The sequence below is a fragment of the Leuconostoc miyukkimchii genome (genome assembly GCF_019656055.1).
GTDB lineage: Bacteria > Bacillota > Bacilli > Lactobacillales > Lactobacillaceae > Leuconostoc > Leuconostoc miyukkimchii.
Genome location: NZ_BPKY01000001.1, coordinates 99,053 through 113,718, shown reverse-complemented (window position 1 = coordinate 113,718; position 14,666 = coordinate 99,053). Strand labels below are relative to the sequence as shown.

Here is a 14,666-nt window from a genome sequence, read left to right as displayed (position 1 = left end):
TTCTTAACTGTAGCTTCCATGTGATCACCCAAACCGTCCACTAACATAGTCTTGTGTTTCTTGTTTTTGTGGGTTCAAGAAAATATGTTTCGTGTCGTCCAACTCAATCAAATTACCACTTAAAAAGAAAGCTGTGCGGTCTGAAATACGGGACGCTTGAGACATTGAATGTGTAACAATAATCATCGCATAATCATTACGTAAGTTCAATAGTGTTTCTTCAATATTATGACTAGAAACTGGATCTAAAGCTGACGTTGGTTCATCTAATAATAATAATTCTGGTGATGTTGCCAGAACACGAGCCAAGGAAACTCGTTGCTGTTGTCCACCAGACAAGCCAAGTGCTGACTTATGTAAATCGTCTTTTACCTCATCCCATAGTGAAGCCTGTTTTAAAGATTTTTCTACCGCTTCATCCAACGCTGACTTGTCTTTAATTCCTGCCAATTTCAAACCGAAAATAACATTTTCATAGATTGAGAATGGAAAAGGATTAGGCTGTTGGAACACCATCCCAATGCGTTTACGCAAATCAACCGTATCGGTTGTTGGTGCATAAATGTCAGTACCATTAAAATTAAATGATCCAGTAACAGTTATATTTTCTTCTAAATCATGCATCCGATTGATTGCACGTAGATAAGTTGATTTCCCTGACCCAGAGGGTCCAATTAACGCTGTGATTCCCTTTTGAGGAAAATTTAAATTAATGCCATGCAATGCTTCCTTTTGACCGTACCATAATTTCACATCACGCGTCTCAAGTATGTTTTTTTGTTTACTATCTGTCATCCGAAGTTCCCCGAAATGTAATCATTTGTCAACGCAACTTTAGGCCTAGTAAAAATTTTACGTGTTAAATCATATTCAATGACCTTTCCCATATGGAAGAAAGCTGTATAATCACTAATACGCGCAGCTTGCTGCATGTTGTGTGTCACAATTATAATTGTATATTGATTTTTCAATTCAAGCAATGTATCTTCAACCTGAGCAGAAGAAATCGGATCTAATGCACTGGATGGTTCGTCTAATAGTAAAATATCAGGTTTCAATGCTAGCGCTCGTGCAATAACTAACCGTTGTGCCTGACCACCAGACAATGATAAGGCTGACTTATTCAATTCATCTTTAACTTGGTCCCACAATGCAGCCTGTTTCAAACTTGTTTCAACAATTTCATCAAGTTCCTGCTTCGTGTAGTGTCCACGCTGAGTAAGGGCAAAAGTAATATTATTGTAAATTGATTTAGCAAAAGGATTTGGACGTTGGAATACCATGCCAATATGGCGTCGCATCTCATAAACATCAATTGCTTTTTTGTTAATATCAAGGCCACGATACATGATATTTCCTTTAACAGTGGCAACACTGTCATTCATGCGATTCAAAGAACGTAAAAATGTTGATTTACCTGAACCAGACGCACCAATTAAACTCGTAATTTTGTAACGTTCAAACGCCAGATCGCCTTCACTTAACGCTAAATTATCCCCATAATACACTTGCAGATCTTTTGTTGATATTGCAATTTCATGTTTATCGGTACTCATATCATGAATGTAGCGTTCTGGTTTATCTTCCGTGATAAATTCACTCACTGGTTTTAAATCACTATTATTAACCATTTTTTCTCCATAACTCTATTTGTTTACGCTAATTTGAAATATTACTAATTATACTTAGGCACTTGTCAGCTTTTTATATAGCTTTGCACCAATTTTGCGTGCGCTAAAGTTAAATAGCAAGACAACAATAATCAAGACAGCAGATGCACCGGCAGATACAGCATTTAAGTCGGGCATAATACCTTCCGAATTAATTTTCCAAATATGAACCGCCAATGTTTCAGCAGGTCTCATCGGATTTAATGGACTTGAAATGTTAAATGGATTCCAATCAGCAAAGTTTAACGCAGGTGCAGATTGCCCAGCCGTATAAATTAACGCAGCAGCTTCACCAAAAACACGACCTGCGGATAAAACGACACCTGTGACAATCGAAGGTACTGCTGCGGGTAAAATAACATGTATGACAGTTTCCCATCGTGATAATCCTAATGCTGAACCAGCTTCACGTTGCAAATTAGGAATTTGTGCTAAACTCGTTTCAATTGAACGAGTTAATAATGGTAAATTGAAAATAGTTAGTGCAATAGCACCAGATAGAATAGAAAATCCAAAGCCAAACTGAACAACAAATATCAAAAATCCAAACAAACCAACAACAACCGAAGGTAAAGAACTCAAAATTTCAATTGCGGTACGTACAATACTTGTAAATCGTCCTTTTTTTGCGTATTCATTTAAATAAATTGCTGCGCCTAATGCGATTGGAAAACTAATCAACATAGCTAATATTAATAGATAAAAGGAATTAAAAAGTTGAATCCCAATACCGCCACCAGCTTCAAAAGCCCTTGCTGGTGATGTTAAGAAGTGCCAAGATAAATGAGGCACACCACGAATTAGAATAAACGCTAACATTGAAATTAAAATTAAAGCCACAATGCCAGAAATTGCATAAATCACACCCGTTGCTATTTTATCAGCAGTTTTTGCATTCATTACTTTAGCTCTCCTTTACGCCCAATTGCTCGCACAACTAGGTTAAATACTAACGACATCAAAAGTAGAATCATTGCCAACGTCCACAAAACATCATTTTGTAATGAACCCATGACGGTATTTCCTATACCCATCGTCAGTACTGATGTTAATGTTGAAGCAGGAGATGTCAAGTCATGTGGCATTAAGGCAGCATTTCCAATTACCATTTGAACAGCTAATGCTTCACCAAAAGCACGTGCCATACCAAACACAATCGCAGTTAAAATACCCGGTGTCGCTGCTCGCAACACAACCTTGTAAATCATTTGCCAACGTGTTGCGCCAATTGCTAAAGCAGATTCACGATAATGGCGTGGTACTGATTTTAAGGTATCAACAGTCATTGATGTAATTGTTGGTAAAATCATCACGAATAATACAATTGTTCCAGACAAAATACCAAATCCTGAACCACCAAAAATCTGTCTTATAAACGGTACAATAACTGTCAAACCAATAACACCATAAACAACTGATGGTATACCAACTAATAATTCAATAATTGGTTGCATAATTTTTGCACCACGTTTTTGTGCAATTTCGGTCATAAATAGTGATGTTCCAATAGCAAAAGGTGTCGCGACAATTGCTGCTAAAAATGTTACAATAAATGATCCCAGAATCATTGGCAAGGCACCAATATAGGGTTGTTTAGTCTGTGGGTTGATAACTGATGGATTCCATGTTGATCCAAGTAAAAAATCTTTAACGTGTACACCGTCATGAAAAAAAGTTGACAAACCGCGACTCATAACGAAAGTAAAAATCGAGATAACAACAATAACAATCAATGACAACGCTGCCAAACTAATGGCACGCCCCAATGAATCCTTTTTCGTTGATTCAGATTTTTGCATTAACTTCTGTGTAATCTTATCCATTTTATCTCCAGCGCATCAAATATCATTAGGCGCATTTTCTTTTCTTGTAAAAACAATAATGATAAGACAAATTTGCAATTTTTTAAAACACGCAATCTTGCCTTATTTTACCGTTATTTCACCATCCACTTGACGTATGACACGCATGTCATGAATGGAAATATAGCCTAGTTTCGGTACCAAAGTACTTTGTATTTCCTCTGATGTGAGGTACTTCAAAAATTTAGCAACTGCTGGTTTAGGTTTACCATTTGTATAAATATGTTCATACGACCAGATTGGATACTTACCGGCTGCAACATTTTTATTTGTTGGTGCTATATGATCGACTGAAGCTGCAACAACAGTTTTATCAATATAACCAAAAGCGGTATATGATATTGCACCAGGTGTTGTAGCAACAATTGAACGTACCATACCAGATGAGTCTTGCTCTTGTGCTTCGATACTTTGTGCACCTTTTAAACCAAATTTTTCAAATGTTGCGCGTGTTCCAGAACCAGCAGCGCGGTTAATGATGACAATTTTTTGATTTTTACCACCCACCTGATTCCAGTTAGTTACTTTACCGGTAAACACGGCTTGCAGTTGTTTTATTGATAAATCAGTAATACCAATATTCTTATTTAAAAGTGGTGCAATACCAACAACAGCAACCTGATGATCTACTAGCTTTTTGGCATCAATACCATCTTTTTCTTCGGCAAATACATCCGAATTACCGAGATCCACAGCACCCTGTGACACCTGGCTCAAGCCTGTTCCGGTCCCACCACCTTGCACGTTAATAAAAGTGCCAAGGTTAGTTTTTGCATACTCTTCACCGGCTGCTTCAACGAACGGTTGTAAAGCCGTTGAACCAACAGCTGTAATTGACGTTCCTGAACTACCTTTTTCTCGTGTTGCGTAAGCAGTTCCAAGTGCTGCTACAACGGCGACGGCAACAACTGTAGTCACAATTGTTCCGCGATGCGATTTCGACATGATAATGCCTCCCAAGATTAAACTACTACCCTTATATTATCTTAAAATGATGTAAATGTATTAGCTGTGTTTTGTAAAGGTTATGTAAAGAAAATAATTACAATGGTAACGTCACACTAATAGTGGTCCCAACACCAACTTGTGAGTTCACTTTTACTTCTCCGTTGTGCTTACTTACAATCTCGTTAACAATGGCTAATCCTAGTCCTGTTCCACTAGCAATTTGACGCTGTCGAGACTCATCCCCACGATAAAAGCGTTCAAAAATTCTGGATTGTTGATTCTTAGGAATGCCAATACCAGAATCCTTAACATTAATTTGCCAATGTTGATGATCTTTATACATCGTGACGTTAATGCTACCATTGTTCACATTATACTTTACAGCATTGATGAGCAAGTTTTGTAAAATTGTTTCGACATCGTTTTTGGTTCCTTGTACAGAAATATGCTCTGCAACTTCATTTTTAAAAGTCACATTTTTGATCGCAGCAGCAGGCTGAATGTGTTGCCACTGTTCATCAATCATATTTTTAATCATTAATTTAGTAGGCATAGTGTCATTTTTTTGTTGTACCCGTGATAAGGATAAAATATCAACAACCAAAGACGACAAACGTTGCGCCTCTTCAGCAACTATCTGTAAAAATTGTTTTCGTGTCGCAGCATCATCACCCGCAGATCCTTGTAGTGTTTCAACAAAACCGGTAATTGCAGTTAGTGGTGTCTTAAGCTCGTGCGAAGCATTGGCTAAAAAATCTGACTGCATACGTTCAACTTGTAACACAGATGTGAGATCATACAAAATAATCATGACCTCCGAGTTGGTAAGATCTCCTTGGTGAAACAACGTTGTCACCTCATATTGTTTTATTTCACCATTTATTTGTAGATTTAAAATAGACTGTTGGTTTCGTCTTGTATTGAAAGTTTGTGTAATTAATTCCGACAAAGTAAATTGTCGAATAACCAGACTCTCCAAAATCGGTGTATTTGGTTGTTGCAACCCTAATAAGTCAGCGGCAGTTTCATTAAATACATCAATCATATGACGTCTATTCACATTAATCACACCTACTGGTAAACTCGCCAATAGCGATTGATAGTTTGTCACATCTCTTTGAGATTTTTCCTGTGATTGTCGAATATAGTTTTGTAATGTATTAAATTGACGAATCAACTTAAAATATGACGAATCTGGCTCTGTTAACACACCACGTGGTTCGTGACCCTCAACAGTTGCTAGCATGCGCTCTTGCATAACTTGTAGTTCTTTATATTGTCTAGTTTCCCAAAATTTTGCCATATAAACACCACTGAGTGTTACCAGAAGCATCAAAGTAACGATAAACGCCCATTGTTGCATATTAAAAGACATGCCAATACCAAAAATTGCACTAATTATTAGATTGACAACTAAGAGATATATAAATTTAAGTAATTTTTTTTTCATAGCATACTCCAATATAACTATCATAACAAAAAAACCGCTTTCGCGGTTTTTGATGCAATTACTTGTTTTCAACTTTACCGGTTGCATCACGAGTAACTTTCATGTCGGTTAATCCAATGTAGCCAAGTTTTGGTACAATATTTTTTTGAACTTCTTTTGTAGCAAAATATTTTAGGAAAGCTTTCGTTGCACCATTTGGTGTACCTTTAGTATACATATGTTCATATGCCCAAATAGACCAAGAGTTGTCTTCAACATTTTTCTTGTCAGGTGTCACCTTATCAATGTTCAAGGCTTTAATACCCGATGCATCTAAGTAAGCAAACGCTAGATATGAAATTGCTCCAGGTGTTGTTGATACAATTTTTTGAACTGTGCCATTTGAATCTTGTTCGGTTGATTGAATCGCGCTTTGACCATCAGATAAAACGTTTTTTTCAAAAACTGATCGTGTACCTGAACCAGTAGCACGATTAATCACAACAATTTTTTTGTCTTGACCTCCAACTTCTTGCCAATTGGTAATCTTGCCTGTAAAAATATCTTGTAATTGTTTTTTAGAGATGTTTGAAACCTGCACGTCAGTATTGACAATTGGTGCAATACCAACAACAGCTACTTGATGATCCTGTAATTTAGAGGCATCTACACCTTCTTTTTCTTCAGCGAAAACATCAGAATTTCCAATTTGGACCGAACCATTTGCCACTTGACTTAAACCAGCACCTGAACCACCGCCTTGAACCGTAATCGTCAATCCGGGATTTTTTTCCTGAAATGATGTACCCACTTGCTCCGCTAATGGTTGCAAAGCTGTTGATCCTAGCGCCAGTACTTTACCAGTAAGCTTTGATGGTGTTGCTTTCTGCTTACTTTCCGTTGCTTGCGTATTATTATAAATAGCAAAACCAACTGCAACTACAACACCAATACCAACGACGCCGACAATTGTTTTGTTCATGAAATACTCTCCCTTTTCAGCTTCGCATGAAGCATATGTAGTGTAAACTTGGGCTGTAGTAGAGGCTCTTGGATGCCTTTCCTTGTTTACAAACTATATATTACACGCGTTACGTCAAAGAAATGGTCGTAAAATAGTCATAGTTCTGTAAAGTTTGTAAATTGAAATTTACAATTTAATTTACAAGTGTGTAGCCAAATCCTCTCACCGTTTTTAATAACTGAGGTGATTTAGGATTGTTTTCAATTTTTTCTCTTAAATTACTAATATGCATATCTACCATTCTACTTTCACCGACAAATTCATATCCCCATACTGCTGTTAGGATTGTTTCGCGATCAATTACACGACCAACCCTTTGAGAGAAATATAATAATAGCTCATATTCTCTTGGCGTCAATGTTAAAGTGTCACCAGATCTGGTTACTATTTTTTTATCATCATCAATCACAATATTTTGAATTTCAATAATATCTGTTTTTTTGGATTTCACCTGATCAGTCTGCGATCGCCGTAATACAGCCTTTAAGCGAGCAACCACCTCTCGAGGACTAAATGGTTTCGTGATATAATCATCTGCCCCTAATTCTAAACCAAACACACGGTCAAACTCATCACCTTTAGCTGTAACCAAAAGCACCGGCGTTGTTATTTTATCTTGCCGCACATTTTTCAACACGGTCATACCATCCATTATGGGTAGCATTAAATCAAGTAAAACCGCATCAAAAGATTGTTCACTTATCAAATCATAAGCTGATTTGCCATCGGTTGCCACAATGACTTGATAACCGTTTTGTTCTAAACTGTATTTTAACAATGTTGAAATTGCTGGTTCATCATCAACTACTAAAATTTTTGTCATGATTTTAATACACCCTTTAGACGTTAAGTGCATTCCTCTCCAAATGTTTATCTACTTGCATTGTAACAAAAAAAGAAGCGATGCCCTAGCATTTCTTCTTTTTTTACATTATTTATACAATTGGTTCATCTGTTAAATCATCGTCATCAGTAGACAAAGGCAATGTTTCAGGTTCATCAGAAATATCCTCATCAACTTGATCAGATAATGTCTCACCAGTTCCTATACCAAATGCATCACGCACTTTAGCATAAATTTCTTCTCGCATCTCAGCATTTTCGGGTGCATCTAAAAATTCTTTAGCCTTTTCACGACCTTGTCCAACTTTAATATCATTATAATAATAGAAGGCTCCAGCCTTTCGAATAATTTCCTGTTCAGCGCCCAAATCTAGAATTTCACCAGTTTGTGAAATACCTTTACCATACATAATATCTACTTCTGCAACTTTAAATGGTGGCGCAACTTTGTTCTTAACCACCTTTACTTTAGTCAAGTTTCCAGTTACTTCAGTACCGTCTTTAATTTGCGTTGACCGGCGTACTTCCAAGCGAATTGTTGAATAAAATTTTAAAGCACGGCCACCAGGCGTTGTTTCAGGATTACCAAACATCACACCAATCTTCTCACGAATTTGATTAATGAAAATAGCAATTGTACCCGTTCGATTCAATGTACCAGCCAATTTACGTAGTGCTTGACTCATCAGACGTGCTTGAAGGCCAACGTGAGAGTCTCCCATTTCTCCTTCAATTTCTGCACGTGGTACTAGCGCAGCAACTGAATCAACAACAATGATATCCACTGCACCAGACTGAACCAGTGCATCTGCAATCTCCAAACCTTGTTCACCAGTATCAGGCTGAGACAATAACAACTCATCTTTTTTAACGCCTAGTGCTTCAGCATACTTAACATCCAAAGCATTTTCAGCATCAATATATGCTGCTGTTCCACCGGCTTTTTGAACTTCTGCAACGGCATGTAATGCTATTGTGGTTTTACCAGATGATTCTGGACCATAAACTTCGATAATACGGCCCTTTGGATAACCACCAACACCAAGTGCTACATCTAACTTCACAGATCCAGATGGATAAGTTTCAACTTGTGTTAGTGTATTATCTCCTAACACCATAACTGAACCTTTTCCAAAGTTTTTTTCTATTTTTTTCAGCGCTTCATCAAGTGCCGCTTTGCGACCCTTAGCTTGACTATCTACATCATCTTTTTTAGCCGTTTTTTTAGTTACCATATTTGTGGTTAACTCCTTTTATATTTCTTCATTAGTTTACCTGTTTTCGTCGCCAAAAGCAAGCATTTTGCGAACAATTGTTCGATAACGTTCGCTTCAATAACATGATACGAAAAAAGCGCTCATTGCGCTTTTACATGCCATCTGAGAAAACGTATCGATTTTTCCAGAAATAGTCAAGACCTGAATAGACTGTAAAAATAACAGCAAGCCATAGTAGAATATCTCCTATGGGAAAACCAATTGATGCAAATGGTACATTTTTAATGTATAAAAATAAAATAGCAAACATTTGTGAAAAAGTTTTAATTTTACCTGGCATTTGTGCCGCTAAAACTTTTCCGTTATTTTCAACAATCAATGTTCTCAACCCTGTGATAGCTAACTCTCTAATAATAATAACAGCAGTCATCCAGGCTGGGACAACATGAAAGCTTGTTAAGAAAATTAAAGCGGTCATTACTAGTAGTTTATCTGCTAAAGGGTCTGCAAATTTACCAAAATTTGTTACAAGATGTTGACTACGCGCTATTTTACCATCTAAAAAATCTGTCAAACATGCAACCGCAAACACAACTGCAGCAATTAACCAGTTCACGGGCACGACCGTACCTGTAAGAACTAAAGTTCCCCAAGTGTATGGAATAGTTAATAAAAGTATAAAAATAGGGATTAAAATAATACGAAAAACAGTTAGTTTATTAGGTAGATTCATGATTTCCTCTTAATTATTCAAATTCATAAGCACATTCCAAAATGGCGTTGCTGAATCTATCACATTGACTCTTTGACCGTCAAAAGTCATAGTCGCATTTATAACATTTGTAAATTGTACATTGACCGCATCTGAATCGGCAGGTACATCAATCGTTCTATCAGCAGTAACCATCTCGTTTAATAAAATATTTTCACCCACTGTCACTTTGACGTTGGTTCCTGTACCTTGAGCGGTGATTTTAATTGTATGTTTTTTAGTATTTTGTCCTGATAGATTATAAACCGTTGTTTGTAACGCCACATTTTGTTGCGGTGTGCCCAATTTAATTTGAGCTGCAGCTGGCTTTTTCTCAGTCTTTTTACTAGTTGCTGAACTGGCTTCATTCGAACTACTTTGGTTTGTACTACTAGATGGGACTGTGGAAGTTGACACAGACACCGCACCATTGTCACTTGATTGTTGACCACTAAAATTCAAGTGCGTCAATATGAACCAAACAATAACCAACGCTAAAATTGTTAACATAGTTATCCAAATCGTTGGCAACATATTTGATAATTGAGACTTGGCTGATCGTGTTTTATCTAATCCTGCGCGTACAACACCGTCGTTGTCGCGGTGTGCACGACTTAAATCATTACTCCGAGAAATTGATGATGGTCCGTTTTCTCCTAATAAATCATTAGGATTTAAATCAACAGCCAACGCATATTGTCGAATAAATGCACGCACATAAAAATCACCTGGTAAAATACCTAGATTGTTATTCTCAATCGCTTCAAGATAACGTAATTGAATTTTCGTTGAATTTTGTACATCAGCTAACGATAGATTTTTTTTAAGTCGGGCAGCCTTTAACTGCTCGCCTATTTGATTTGTTAATGTTTCACTCATAGTTTTTCAAATGTCATTTCTGTAGAATAAATCGTTGTAGATTAGTGCCGTTATATATTTTTTCAGCTACCTCTAATATATCATTATACGTTAAATCTTGTAATAACATAATTTTATCGAATAAGTTTGTTCCATGCAATACGTCGTCACCGCGTAAAGCAATACTCTCCAAAGAGTTCAAACGTTGAATACCTTCGCCTAGTGTTGCACGCCGCAAGGATTCAAACTCAAGTTTCTTACCATCAAGAGCAGATTTATAGTGAGTGATTTGACTTTGTATTGCCAAAGTCAACGCTTCATATTCAGTTGTCTCAGAGAAAAAACTTGCGAATTGGTAATTCCTTAATAAATCAAACGATGTTTCAAACTCAGTATCAATGATACCTTTATTATACAGGTTTTGATACCAATCTGTCTGTTCACCAAACAACAAATCAGACAAAATATCAGCTGCTAGTACCCATTTAGTCGCTTGACTGCCAGTTACTTTGCTTTCATTTAATCGTATACCTAAAGCAATCTTTGGACGTGACACATCAAATTTCTTAATTACTGTTGTATCTTTTGGTTGATTAATTGGCATTTCAAATCTGTGCACATCGACTGTTTCAATACTTTTGGTTGCTTGATTATCAGCAATCGTTTTCAAAATGTCATCAGGATCAAAATGACCTACTATTTGTAGTGTGAGTTGATTAGGTTGATAAAAGGCACGATGAATACTATATAATAAATCAGGTGTAATTTGAGCAATTGTAGATTCAGTACCGGCAATGTCTGCAGCTAACGGTGAACCTGGGTACATCAAATCCAAAAGTCCCATATACACTGCCCAGTTTGGATCATCATCATACATTTGGATTTCTTGTCCAATAATTCCTTGCTCTTTTGCGACTGTTTTTTCACTAAAATATGGTGCTTGCACGAAATCTAATAAGTGTGTCAACGATAGCTTTAAATTTTTGGTCGTAGAAAACAAATAACTTGTTTGATAGGCGTTGGTAAAAGCATTAGCATCAGCACCAAGCTCACCAAAACGTGTGAAAGCATCACTATTCTCTTTTTCAAACAACTTATGTTCCAAAAAATGTGCCGTACCAGCAGGAATTGTAATTGGTACGTCATTATTAATTTGAAATTTTTGGTCCAATGCGCCAAAAGGTGTCGTGATAACAGCAAATGTTTTATGATACTCAGGTTTAGGGATCATCACAACCTTCAAACCATTATCCAATATTTCTGTTAATATGTTTTCTTTCAGCTTTATATATTTTTTTTCTTGCATGATCAGGCCTCAGGCATTAAAGTAAAGCGACTTTGGATGGTAACCTCATGAGCTAAAGCAGCAACATCTTTTGATGTCACAGCGTTCACAGCGTTTACCCAATCAGTCACACTTGTCTCACGATTTGTTAGTAACCTTGAAAAAATTAATGCGATCTCACTGTTTGGTGAGTCTTGTTGACTTAAATAATCATTGATTAAACTAGCCTTAATTGCCAATAAAGTTTCCTCACTAAAATCACCGTCTTGAATGGCTGATAATTGTGCTTGAATCATAGACTCAGTTTGCTGAATTTTTTCCGAATCAAGTCCAACCGCCACAGTAATAAATCCGGTATCATTTTGCCACCGTGAATAAATACTGTATGCTAATGACTCCTTTTCGCGCACATTCATAAACAGTTTAGATAGTGGTGAACCACCAAACATTGCATTCATCACCAACGCAACAAAACGCTGTGGATCGTCAGGTGCAATAGCCAAACGATATGCAATCATTAATATCGCTTGATTGATATCTGCCTGTGTATTAGTTGCAGCAGCAAGGATCTCACGAGAGTTCTGTCTATAAAAAGGTTGGAGTACTGGCTCGTGATGATCTAGAAGTGGCCAACTCTTTAATTCAGAAATAATACGTGTTTCATCCACATCACCATAAACAATGATATTCATCGTATCGTTTGCAAGCATCTCTTCATAAGCTTGATAAACTCTTTTAGAAGTGAGTTCCTTAACATCATTAACCCGTCCTGAAGAGGATATGGCCATTGCAGGAACTGCGTAAGTCAATTCTCGTAACTTAGATGCAGCATAACGTTGTTTGTCATCAGACAAACTAGCCAATTCATTCATTAGACTTTGCTGTTCTTTTTCAAACGTATTTTGATCAAATTGTTCAGCCCTAACTAATGGATCAAAAATCATATCATGTAAAAATTCAAAAGCATCATGCAACAAATTACCGTCTGTATCAATATAGGTTGGTGCTGGCATTTGAAGCGAATAGCGCACATGATGTGTTTGACCAAAACGCAAAACATCAGTTTGATATTGTGCCCCATATAAATCAATTGTTTTTTGAGCAACTTTTTGTTGATTAGGATACTTTTTTGAACTCACGGCTGTTAGATAAGTCAATAATGAACGCGCTGAAACAGTATCGATTTCCAATGGTGCGGCAAAATCGATAGCTATGTGCAATGTTTTAAATTGTGTTGTAGGCAGAACAACAAGGTTCACACCGTTTTTTATTTTTATTTTTTTCATAGGATTGGGGAAAATAACCGACTAAATTTTTGTAAAAAGGTCAACCAGAATGATTGTTTTTCAAAATATTCTGTCGTTAAACGTGTTGACTTTTCAGTATCTTGTTCAAAAAATGTTTCTAATTGCAATGCAAATTCCGGATCATACACAAAAGCATTTGTTTCAAAATTTAATACGAATGATCTAATATCCATATTCGCTGAACCAACAGTACTGATTTCATGATCGATGCTAACTACCTTACTATGTAAAAAACCACCATCATAACGATAAACTTCTGCACCTAATTCGATTAATTCTTTAGCATAATACTCCGTTGCTCGATACACAATTGGATGATCAGGTCTATTTGGAATCATTAATCTGACGCGTACACCTGACATAATAGCAATTTCAAGGGTTTCTAAAATGGCTGCATCAGGAATAAAATATGGTGTTTGTATCATAATGTCAGTTTTAGCGGAGGCAAACATTCTCATGAATCCTTGTTTAATCTGCCACTTATCATTATCCGGACCACTTGAGACAATTTGAACCATGGCCCGACCAGGTAATTGTACTATTTCAGGAAAGTAATCTATTGTTTCCTTAAGTACTTCGTCTCCTTCAGCAGTCGCATTCCAATCCATTAAAAACCGGTTCTGCATTGATAGAACAGCATCCCCATGAATACGAACATGCGTATCTCGCCAATAACCAAATTTTTTAGAGGAACCTATATACTGATCCCCAATATTAAAACCACCAATATAGCCTATCACACCATCAATAATTGCTATTTTTCGATGATTTCTAAAATTAAAACGCAGCGTTAGTAATTGAAAGCGTCTCATCAAAAATGGCGCTGCTTTCCCACCGGCTTCACGTAAACGTTTGTACATGTTACGATGTTGTCCATGCGATCCAAACTGATCAAAGACAACGCGAACTTCAATTCCTTCACGTGCTTTTTTTATCAGTAAATCAATTAATTGGTTGCCTATCTCGTCATCAAAAATTGCAAAATATTCTAAATGAATATGATGGGTGGCTTCGTTGATATCTTCAAATAGTTGATTAAACTTGTCATAGCCATCTGTGAACGTTTTAATGTCATTTCCACGTGTTAAAACTGAGTCATCAGATAAAAACAATCGTACAAGCTCTGAGGCAGAATCGGGAATTGGTAATAACTTCTCTATTTTTTGTAGTTGTTGCCGTTGATTATTTGCAATACGCTCCATTCCGCGTTGATCTTGGGTTCTTAAACGAAAAATCTTTTTATTAGATATACGGCTTCCTACCAAGAAAAAAATAAAAAAACCAACAACTGGTAACATCATTAAAACAAGCAGCCACGCCCATATTGTAGCGATATCACGTTTTTGACTAAACACTGTGATAATTGCACCGAACGTGTTAATAACTAGAAGTATTACTATCAATATCCACAGCGAATCCCTTAACATGTCATCTCTTTTCAAGTTTATAGTAGTAATACCAGTTTACCATTT

14 protein-coding genes are annotated in these 14,666 nt (G+C 36.6%); all 14 read right to left on the bottom strand.

Translation table 11 applies throughout. The annotated features are described in order from the left end of the window. Positions 1–24: 24 nt before the first annotated feature. The 14 genes from pstB (K5Q13_RS00540) to cls all read right to left on the bottom strand — a co-directional run bounded on the left by pstB (K5Q13_RS00540) (position 25) and on the right by cls (position 14,621). Entirely contained in the window at positions 25–795 is a 771-nt protein-coding gene (pstB, locus tag K5Q13_RS00540) for a phosphate ABC transporter ATP-binding protein PstB (RefSeq protein ID WP_220738773.1), read from the bottom strand. Continuing rightward, a complete protein-coding gene (gene pstB, locus K5Q13_RS00535) occupies positions 792–1,631 on the bottom strand; it encodes a phosphate ABC transporter ATP-binding protein PstB (protein ID WP_220738770.1) in 840 nt (279 codons plus the stop codon). The genes pstB (K5Q13_RS00540) and pstB (K5Q13_RS00535) overlap by 4 nt, the downstream gene beginning before the upstream one ends. 54 nt (positions 1,632–1,685) lie before the next feature. Next, positions 1,686–2,570, bottom strand: a complete 885-nt coding sequence (pstA, locus tag K5Q13_RS00530) for a phosphate ABC transporter permease PstA (protein WP_220738768.1) — start codon at positions 2,568–2,570, stop codon at positions 1,686–1,688. Then, complete coding sequence (pstC, locus tag K5Q13_RS00525; protein ID WP_220738766.1) at positions 2,570–3,493, bottom strand: phosphate ABC transporter permease subunit PstC; 924 nt, start codon at positions 3,491–3,493, stop codon at positions 2,570–2,572. Before pstC ends, pstA begins: the two co-directional genes overlap by 1 nt. Positions 3,494–3,595: 102 nt before the next feature. Further along, a complete protein-coding gene (locus K5Q13_RS00520) occupies positions 3,596–4,477 on the bottom strand; it encodes a phosphate ABC transporter substrate-binding protein PstS family protein (protein WP_220738764.1) in 882 nt (293 codons plus the stop codon). A 97-nt stretch (positions 4,478–4,574) separates the two neighbouring features. After that, positions 4,575–5,930 (bottom strand): sensor histidine kinase, encoded by a 1,356-nt coding sequence (locus K5Q13_RS00515; RefSeq protein ID WP_220738762.1) that lies wholly within the window; start codon positions 5,928–5,930, stop codon positions 4,575–4,577. A 58-nt stretch (positions 5,931–5,988) separates the two neighbouring features. Beyond that, complete coding sequence (locus K5Q13_RS00510) at positions 5,989–6,891, bottom strand: phosphate ABC transporter substrate-binding protein (RefSeq protein WP_220738760.1); 903 nt, start codon at positions 6,889–6,891, stop codon at positions 5,989–5,991. A gap of 175 nt (positions 6,892–7,066) precedes the next feature. Then, the gene (locus K5Q13_RS00505; RefSeq protein WP_281420430.1) at positions 7,067–7,756 is read right to left on the bottom strand and encodes a response regulator transcription factor; all 690 of its coding nucleotides are present in this window, start codon (positions 7,754–7,756) and stop codon (positions 7,067–7,069) included. A gap of 112 nt (positions 7,757–7,868) precedes the next feature. Further along, a complete protein-coding gene (recA, locus tag K5Q13_RS00500; RefSeq protein WP_220738758.1) occupies positions 7,869–9,011 on the bottom strand; it encodes a recombinase RecA in 1,143 nt (380 codons plus the stop codon). Positions 9,012–9,144: 133 nt separating this feature from the next. Next, a complete protein-coding gene (pgsA, locus tag K5Q13_RS00495) occupies positions 9,145–9,726 on the bottom strand; it encodes a CDP-diacylglycerol--glycerol-3-phosphate 3-phosphatidyltransferase (protein WP_220738756.1) in 582 nt (193 codons plus the stop codon). A gap of 9 nt (positions 9,727–9,735) precedes the next feature. Beyond that, a complete protein-coding gene (locus K5Q13_RS00490) occupies positions 9,736–10,623 on the bottom strand; it encodes a helix-turn-helix domain-containing protein (protein ID WP_220738755.1) in 888 nt (295 codons plus the stop codon). 13 nt (positions 10,624–10,636) lie between these two features. Further along, positions 10,637–11,908: an EF-P 5-aminopentanol modification-associated protein YfmH gene (gene yfmH / locus K5Q13_RS00485; RefSeq protein WP_220738754.1), complete on the bottom strand. Its 1,272-nt coding sequence runs from the start codon at positions 11,906–11,908 to the stop codon at positions 10,637–10,639. Positions 11,909–11,910: 2 nt separating this feature from the next. Next, positions 11,911–13,173, bottom strand: coding sequence for an EF-P 5-aminopentanol modification-associated protein YfmF (gene yfmF, locus K5Q13_RS00480; protein ID WP_220738753.1), 1,263 nt, complete (start codon positions 13,171–13,173; stop codon positions 11,911–11,913). Then, positions 13,170–14,621, bottom strand: coding sequence for a cardiolipin synthase (gene cls, locus K5Q13_RS00475; RefSeq protein WP_220738752.1), 1,452 nt, complete (start codon positions 14,619–14,621; stop codon positions 13,170–13,172). The genes yfmF and cls overlap by 4 nt, the downstream gene beginning before the upstream one ends. Between the last annotated feature and the right edge of the window lie 45 nt (positions 14,622–14,666).

What these genes read in the sequence shown, in the direction of transcription:
- pstB (WP_220738773.1), bottom strand. Translation starts at nt 795, where the DNA reads ATGACAGATAGTAAACAAAAAAACATACTTGAGACGCGTGATGTGAAA.
- pstB (WP_220738770.1), bottom strand. Translation starts at nt 1,631, where the DNA reads ATGGTTAATAATAGTGATTTAAAACCAGTGAGTGAATTTATCACGGAA.
- pstA (WP_220738768.1), bottom strand. Translation starts at nt 2,570, where the DNA reads ATGAATGCAAAAACTGCTGATAAAATAGCAACGGGTGTGATTTATGCA.
- pstC (WP_220738766.1), bottom strand. Translation starts at nt 3,493, where the DNA reads ATGGATAAGATTACACAGAAGTTAATGCAAAAATCTGAATCAACGAAA.
- K5Q13_RS00520 (WP_220738764.1), bottom strand. Translation starts at nt 4,477, where the DNA reads ATGTCGAAATCGCATCGCGGAACAATTGTGACTACAGTTGTTGCCGTC.
- K5Q13_RS00515 (WP_220738762.1), bottom strand. Translation starts at nt 5,930, where the DNA reads ATGAAAAAAAAATTACTTAAATTTATATATCTCTTAGTTGTCAATCTA.
- K5Q13_RS00510 (WP_220738760.1), bottom strand. Translation starts at nt 6,891, where the DNA reads ATGAACAAAACAATTGTCGGCGTCGTTGGTATTGGTGTTGTAGTTGCA.
- K5Q13_RS00505 (WP_281420430.1), bottom strand. Translation starts at nt 7,756, where the DNA reads ATGACAAAAATTTTAGTAGTTGATGATGAACCAGCAATTTCAACATTG.
- recA (WP_220738758.1), bottom strand. Translation starts at nt 9,011, where the DNA reads ATGGTAACTAAAAAAACGGCTAAAAAAGATGATGTAGATAGTCAAGCT.
- pgsA (WP_220738756.1), bottom strand. Translation starts at nt 9,726, where the DNA reads ATGAATCTACCTAATAAACTAACTGTTTTTCGTATTATTTTAATCCCT.
- K5Q13_RS00490 (WP_220738755.1), bottom strand. Translation starts at nt 10,623, where the DNA reads ATGAGTGAAACATTAACAAATCAAATAGGCGAGCAGTTAAAGGCTGCC.
- yfmH (WP_220738754.1), bottom strand. Translation starts at nt 11,908, where the DNA reads ATGCAAGAAAAAAAATATATAAAGCTGAAAGAAAACATATTAACAGAA.
- yfmF (WP_220738753.1), bottom strand. Translation starts at nt 13,173, where the DNA reads ATGAAAAAAATAAAAATAAAAAACGGTGTGAACCTTGTTGTTCTGCCT.
- cls (WP_220738752.1), bottom strand. Translation starts at nt 14,621, where the DNA reads ATGTTAAGGGATTCGCTGTGGATATTGATAGTAATACTTCTAGTTATT.